The sequence below is a fragment of the Frankia sp. CgKIO3 genome, from assembly GCF_977946435.1.
The window spans coordinates 1-4,387 of sequence record NZ_CDWTMO010000243.1; the positions used below are offsets into that span (position 1 = coordinate 1).

4 protein-coding genes and 1 pseudogene are annotated in these 4,387 nt (G+C 72.6%); all 5 read right to left on the reverse strand.

Annotated features, from left to right (window positions below):
- Nucleotides 1-285 (reverse strand): annotated as a pseudogene (locus tag AC08OJ_RS18795) (cytochrome c biogenesis protein CcdA); the annotation flags it as partial.
- A gap of 60 nt (nt 286-345) precedes the next feature.
- Complete coding sequence (locus AC08OJ_RS18800; RefSeq protein ID WP_476594588.1) at nt 346-975, reverse strand: TlpA family protein disulfide reductase; 630 nt, start codon at nt 973-975, stop codon at nt 346-348.
- Between the two features lie 233 nt (nt 976-1,208).
- On the reverse strand, nt 1,209-2,087 hold the full coding sequence (locus AC08OJ_RS18805; RefSeq protein WP_476594587.1) for a putative RNA methyltransferase: 879 nt from the start codon (nt 2,085-2,087) through the stop codon (nt 1,209-1,211).
- A 107-nt stretch (nt 2,088-2,194) separates the two neighbouring features.
- Nucleotides 2,195-2,842, reverse strand: a complete 648-nt coding sequence (locus tag AC08OJ_RS18810; RefSeq protein ID WP_462202628.1) for a histidine phosphatase family protein — start codon at nt 2,840-2,842, stop codon at nt 2,195-2,197.
- Nucleotides 2,839-4,197, reverse strand: coding sequence for a glutamate-1-semialdehyde 2,1-aminomutase (gene hemL, locus AC08OJ_RS18815; RefSeq protein ID WP_476594586.1), 1,359 nt, complete (start codon nt 4,195-4,197; stop codon nt 2,839-2,841). Before hemL ends, AC08OJ_RS18810 begins: the two co-directional genes overlap by 4 nt.
- Nucleotides 4,198-4,387 lie beyond the last annotated feature (190 nt).

The following is a 4,387-nucleotide window of genomic DNA, read 5'->3' on the forward strand; positions in this document are numbered from 1 at the left end:
GCCGGCCACCACAGCCCCGCCGGCCACCGCCATGCCCGGCACCGCCGACACCGCTACGGACACCTCCGGCACCGCCGGTGCCCGGCCCGGCGGCCCCCCCGGGGTGGCGGCAGCTCGCCTCGAACGATCCTGAAGCTCCGCCCCGGACAGGCCGGTGACGAAGCTGAGATAGCCCGGCACCAGCGGAAGGACGCAGGGGGAGAGAAAGGAGAGCAGTCCCGCGGCGGCGGCGACCGGCGCGGCGAGCAGGACCGGCCCGTCGGTGATGAGCCCGACCACGCTCACCGCGAGTTCTCCGCCCCGGGGCTCACCGCGGGTTCTCCGCCCCGGGCGAACGGCGCCCGCTCACGCCTCGGCCCGCAGACGGCTCAGCACGGGCTTCAGGTCGTCGGGCAGCACACCACCGGTGAACCGGGCCGCGATCCGCCCGTTCTGGTCAAGCACGAACGTCGACGGGAGGCCGGGAGCGACCGGCCAGCCCGCGGCGAGGGTGCCCAGCTTGTCGACGATGCTCGGGTAGGACTTGCCGTAGTCCCGCGCGAAGGCCTTCGCGCCGGAGACGGTGTCCTTCTCGTTGACACCGAGGAACGCCACCGTGGGGTTGTCCTTGGACAGCTGGACCAGGCCTGGCGTCTCCGCGCGGCAGGGAGCGCACCACGAGGCCCAGAAATTGATCACAACGATCTTCCCTCGGTAGGACGCGAGGTCGAGGGAGGTCCCGTCGAGGGTCTTACCGGACAAGGGGGGCGCGGGATGCCGGTTTCCGGGAGCGGCGAAGTCCTGCCCGGCCGCCTGCTGGACGAAGCCGTAGCCCCCGTCACCGGTGGCATCGACCGAGTTCGCCCCGGGGGAGCAGGCGGCCAGCAGCCCGGCCGCCACGAGCGCCACGGCGGCCGGGGCGACGCATCCCGCCCGGCGGACACGGCGGGCCGACCGGGCCCGGCGCATCCGCCGCATCGGGGCAATGCCTGTCACCAGCGTGCCCGAACTGTCATCCGACGCGGACCGCCATCCCTTCTCCGCCACGCGAACCAGTATGTGCCCTGCCCCTTCCCACCCGGGAACCTGTCTACGACCAACTGTAGAACTCAACTCAGGGTAGGTGGCGGGGCCGCGAGACGCGCATGGGCTTCTCAACAAAGGACACCTGTGGGCTCCATGCCAGGCGGGCACCGTTCTGTCGCCGGGCAGGCACCGTTCCGCCGACGTCACCGGCCGCCGGCCACCGGCGGGACCGGGAGCGGACGGTAACCGCGGATCTGAAAACGGGCCGTAACGGGGACACTCCCGGGGAAGGCGGTTTCGGCCCGCCGGCGCAGCTGGTCGGGCGCACGATGATGGCCGGTCGGGCCCATCAGAGCCAGGTCGACGATCTGGTCGGTGTTCAGCGTGAGCGGAACGTCGACGCGCTCGACGATGATCGGCTCGAACCGTCCGGTGGTTCGTTCGTCGAGCCGGTCGCTCTTGCCCGCCTGTATCCCGACGAGTCCGAGCGGGCCGTGCAGCTCGGCGAGATGGCCCGGTCCGGGGGTGACGACGATAAGCAGCCCGTCGGGGCACAGCACCCGGTGCATCTGGGCCAAGTTGCGCGGCGCGAAGACGTCGAGGAGCACCGCGACGGCGTGGTCGGCCACCGGCCAGGGGGCGGCGACGTCGAAGGAGACCGCGCCGATCCGGGGATGGGCACGCGCCGCGCGACGCAGGGCGTACTTCGAGACGTCGACGGCGATGCCGACCGCGTCCGGCCGCGCACCGACCACGCCGGCCAGATGGTGCCCGGTCCCGGCACCGATGTCGAGGATCACCCGACCGGGCAACCCGGATAGCCCGGATGACCCCCCGGGGACGGGATGCGCGATCTGGGCCAGTCGGGCGGTGAGCGGCCCGTAGTGGCCACCACCGAGGAAGGACTCCCGCGCGGCGACCATGACGGCGGTGTCGCCGACGACCCGCCGAGTCCGGCCGGTGCGCAGGTTGGCATAGCCGCTGCGGCCGACGTCGAAGTCGTGCCCGGCGGGACAGCGCAGGGATCTGTCCGCCCGGTGCAGCGCGTCGCCGCACACGGGGCAGCGCAGGAACGGCAGCACGGCCCGCAGGGACGCGAGGGCGGGCGGGACAGCGACGACGGGCGGGACAGCGACGACGGGCGGGACAGCGACGGCCGGCGCCGGTGACTCGGGACCGGTGGAGTTCGTCAGGCGCCGACCGATCCAGGCGTGTTCGCGGTCAGCCCGTTCGGCTCCGCATACTGGACGCCGACGAGCTCGGACTCCCGGTAGACGGCCGTGGTGACGCTCGCCAGCCCACACTGCCGCCGGTCGGGACGGTGCCAGAGGGGCACCCCCTCCAGGGCACGCCGAGCCGTCCAGACCGGAAGCTGATGGCTGACGAGCACGACATGCCGACCGGGGTGGGCATCGCGCCATTCCGCGACGGCCACGAGCATCCGCGCGGCGATCTCGTCGTACGGTTCGCCCCAGGATGGGCGGAACGGATTGAGCAGCAGGCGCCACAGGGCGGGGTAGCGGACCACCGCCGGGCCGGCCTCGAACGTTCTGCCCTCGAAGGCGTTGCGGCTTTCGATCAGCCGCGGGTCGGCCTGGACGGCGAGTGCGTGCGCCGTGGCGATGGGCGCGGCGGTCTGCTGAGCACGATCCAGCGGACTCGCGACCACGGCCGCGACGTCCAGCTCCGCAAGGAACTCCGCGGTGACTTTCGCCTGCTGCTGGCCCTTGTCGGACAACCGGAACCCCGGCAGCCGGCCGTAGAGGATCTTCTCCGGGTTGAAGACCTCGCCGTGGCGGACCAGATGCACCCGGGTCAACGGAGCCGGCTCCGTCATGCCCGCCCCTCGGGAGAGGCGGAGACGGTCACCGGTTCGGGTACCGCCGCGGCGGCACGTGCGGCCGCCGGTGCCGCCGCGGCGATCCGCTCCACCGTCTCGTCATCATGCGCGGCCGAGACGAACCACGCCTCGAACGCCGACGGCGGCAGGTAGATCCCGGCGTCGAGCATGCTGTGGAAGAACGCCGCGTACCAGGCGGTGTTCTGCGCCTGGGCACCGGCGTAGTCGACCACGGTGGCGGCGTCGGTGAAGAAGAAGCTGAACAGCGATCCGGCGCTGCTCGGCAGGTGGGCCACACCCTCCTCGGTCAACGCGGTCGAGACGATCCCGGCCACGTCGGCGGCGCGGGTGTCGACAGTGGCGTAGACCTCGTCGGTGCAGGCCCGCAGAGTGGCGAGTCCGGCGGCGACGGCGATCGGGTTACCCGACAACGTGCCCGCCTGGTACACCGGGCCGGCGGGTGCGAGCCTGGCCATCACGTCCGCCCGCCCGCCGAAGGCCGCCGCGGGCAGCCCGCCGCCCATCACCTTGCCGAAGGTGAACAGGTCCGGCGACCAGTCCTCGATCGCGCCCTCATTGCCCCACCAGCCGGCGCGTGAGACGCGGAACCCGGTCATCACCTCGTCGAGGATGAGCAGCGCGCCGTGGATGTCGCACAGCCGGCGCAACCCGGCGTTGAAGCCGGGCAGCGGCGGGACGACCCCCATGTTGGCGGCGGCGGCCTCCGTGATGACCGCCGCGATCGTCTCACCGCGCTCGGCGAAGACCGCCTCGACCAGCGCGAGATCGTTGTAGGGCAGGACGATGGTGTCCGCGGTGGCGGCGCCGGTGACTCCCGGGGTGTCCGGCAACCCGAGGGTCGCCACTCCGGAACCGGCGGAGGCGAGCAGCGCGTCGACGTGCCCGTGGTAGCAGCCGGCGAACTTGATGATGCTCGACCGGCCGGTGAAACCCCGGGCCAGCCGCACGGCGCTCATCGTCGCCTCGGTGCCGGAGTTGACCAGGCGTACCTTCTCGACCGGGCCGACCCGGTCGACGATCAGCTCCGCGAGCTCCACCTCCCCCGGCGTGGGGGTGCCGAAGCTGGTGCCGGCCGAGACGGCGCGCGACACCGCCTCGACGACGGCCGGATGGGCATGGCCGAGGATCATCGGCCCCCACGAGCACACCAGGTCGACGTAGGTACGCCCGTCCGCATCGGTCAGATAGGGGCCGTTGCCCGCCACCATGAAGCGCGGCGTGCCGCCGACGGCACGGAAGGCTCGGACCGGAGAATTGACCCCACCGGGAACAACACGCTCGGCGCGCTGGAACAGCTCCTCGGATGCCGGCGCGGCAGACGGAACCACCATGCCCACGATCCTCGCAGGTCGGCCCCGCCTCCCGCGCTCCACGTGTCCGGTAGCACGCCGCGTCCCCCTCCGCGGTCCGTGGTCCGTTGTTGACCGACCCGCCACCAGCGCTGGAAGCCACCGCTGAAAGCCACCGCTGGACGGGGGTCTGCCCCGGCCGCCCACCGACGGCGGCTCGTGCGCCCGGTCC

Coding starts and splice junctions, on each gene's coding strand:
- AC08OJ_RS18810 (WP_462202628.1), bottom strand. CDS start 2,842: ATGACGGAGCCGGCTCCGTTGACCCGGGTGCATCTGGTCCGCCACGGC.
- hemL (WP_476594586.1), bottom strand. CDS start 4,197: ATGGTGGTTCCGTCTGCCGCGCCGGCATCCGAGGAGCTGTTCCAGCGC.